General features: G+C 59.6%; 2 protein-coding genes and 1 pseudogene. 2 read left to right on the top strand and 1 reads right to left on the bottom strand.

Features of this window, described 5'->3' with window-relative positions; translation table 11 throughout:
* Positions 1-276: 276 nt before the first annotated feature.
* Positions 277-1263, bottom strand: coding sequence for an NAD(P)-dependent oxidoreductase (locus Q4543_RS24175; protein WP_303442664.1), 987 nt, complete (start codon positions 1261-1263; stop codon positions 277-279).
* Positions 1264-1390: 127 nt separating this feature from the next.
* On the opposite strand from Q4543_RS24175, the gene Q4543_RS24180 reads away from it, so the two are divergent.
* Positions 1391-1558 (top strand): hypothetical protein, encoded by a 168-nt coding sequence (locus Q4543_RS24180; RefSeq protein ID WP_303442666.1) that lies wholly within the window; start codon positions 1391-1393, stop codon positions 1556-1558.
* A 241-nt stretch (positions 1559-1799) separates the two neighbouring features.
* Positions 1800-2264, top strand: a pseudogene (locus tag Q4543_RS24185) (transposase); the annotation flags it as partial.

The raw sequence follows: 2264 nt of genomic DNA on the forward strand, positions 1-2264 counted from the left end.
AGAAGTTCGCACTCGATCACATCCCTCGAAGGTCAGAAACTTCTTGCGATACGGGCGGCAACCACAGAAGTTGCTAGCAAGAACGTCGTGGAAGGGTTGGCAGCCCTTACCGAAGGGGCGCTGAGGGTCGGTCTTGGATGAAAACCGCGTGCCCCAGCGCCGCAAGGCAGCTATCAGCCCTTGTCACCAACTGCTGTCCCGCAGTATTTCGCATGTGAAGCGAATTTAACCTGTTGCGAACGGCCCGTTGGAGAGGTTCCAGAGCGAGTTTAGCCGTCAGTCGTTGGTATCTTCGTTGTGGCCATTCAGCAGGTCATAGAGCAGGCCAAGTGCCGCGCTGTCGCGTTTGGCGAACCCGGCATTGCAGGTCGCGACCATCAACTGATGCGCGAGGTCCGTGGCGGGCTGCGTGATGTTGTAATGCGCCCCCACGGAATTGGCGATGCCAAGGTCTTTGCGCATGAGCTCGGCGCGAAACCCGCCGTCAAGCGTGCCTTCGAGGTAGCGCAGGGCATTGGCTTCGAGAACGCGGCTATTGGCGGTGCCGGTGGACAGCACCTCGCGCATCACCTTGGGATCGACCCCGGCGGCCCGCGCCATGGAGACAGCCTCGCACGCGCCCATCATGTTCACCGCGACCATCAGCTGGTTGCAAGCCTTGACCGCTTGCCCAGCCCCGAGCGGGCCAACGTGGTGAATGTTCTTGCCCATGGCCTGAAACACCGGCTGCGCCTCGGCCACGTCCTCTTCCGATCCGCCGCACATGATAGTCAGGGTGCCGTCTGCCGCCCCCTTCGCGCCGCCGCTGACAGGGGCGTCGATGAAGCGACCGCCGATCGCGGCAAGCTGCTGGGCCATTTCCTGCGCCTCGAATGGAGCGATCGTCGAGCAATCGATCAGCAAACCATTGTTCCATGCTTGCGCTGCCAGACCGGTTTCGCCCGCGAGGACACCGCGCAGGGCCGCGGCATCCGGCACGCAGGAGACGATGAGCTGACAGCGCGCGGCAAGCTCCGCCGGTGTCGCGCAGATCTGAGCGCCCAAAGCCCGGAACGTCTCTGCCTTTTCGGACGAGGACGTGGTGACTGCCAGCTTCAGGCCGGATTTGGCGATGTTGCGTGCCATTCCCCCGCCCATCACACCCAGTCCAATGAACCCTATCATGATACTCAAATCCTTATTCTTTCGAGTTGTGCCGTCTTGGACCGCGTTTTCCCTGCCGCCAGATTGTAAGACTGTCAATCCCGGAGCAAAATTGGCCAAGTTCCCGGTGGGAAATTGGTCAGTTTGGTCGCGGTTTGAGGTGATCCTCCAATAAAAGGCGGGGCATTACTCCACCTCATCGACGTGTGACACGATCAGAAATTTGCGCAGCTTACGATGAAACTGCATGACGCTTCATTCATCCTATACGTCCGCAAGTGACCCCGAAAAAGCCCCGCTGGGAAATGATGCGAACGTTGCCCATGCCGGCCGATACCCCGTCCTGCGTCATATTGAGTTGATGGGCACGCAGAGCTTCATGGGCGGCTGCGTCGGGCTGCCGACCGAGGAATGACGCAAAATGCCTCACATTCCGGATGTGCGCTTTTGCGACTTTTCGCACAGCCCGCGAATATTCATGCCTTCGATTAACCGCTGACGCAGCAGGGTGGTCTTCTCCTCCTTCTTGGGAACCGTCTGTCTGACGGTGGGAAAGACCCAAATCGTCGACTCAGAGGGGCCTGCGACCAGGCGTTGTTGCAGAACTCTGCCGTAGTAAGATTCACATCGCGAATCCCTGTGGTTAGGTGGCCGGCATGAGTAAGCCATCACCCGCCCGCTACCGCACGGCCAAGTGGTCGAGCTATAACGACGCGCTCAGGAAGCGGGGGTCGCTGTTGATCCACTGCCCGGCGGCACATGCCTGCATGTGTGAGAGGGTGGTTGCACAAAGGCGTGAACTGGCTCGCGCCGCATGAGGGACGACCGGGGAGGCCACCAGTTTTTTCGAACGCGGCGATCCAGTTCTCCCTGTCTACTGCCCGGTAGGGCATTGTACAACAATGTCCCGAGAGGGGATCAAGGTGCTGTTTAAGCTGCCGCTCCGGCAGACAACCTGGATGGTCGCCAGCTTGCTCAATTTGGCGGAGCTGGATTGGGAGGTGCCTGACGACACGACGCTTTGCCGAGTGCAAAAGACGTTGGCTGAACCGCCCCGTGTTTACCGGAGAGTAAAACTCTCAAAAGATGAGCCTCATGACAGACAAGAAACACACCCTGAG

It is taken from the genome of Salipiger sp. 1_MG-2023 (assembly GCF_030547555.1).
Taxonomy (GTDB): domain Bacteria; phylum Pseudomonadota; class Alphaproteobacteria; order Rhodobacterales; family Rhodobacteraceae; genus Salipiger.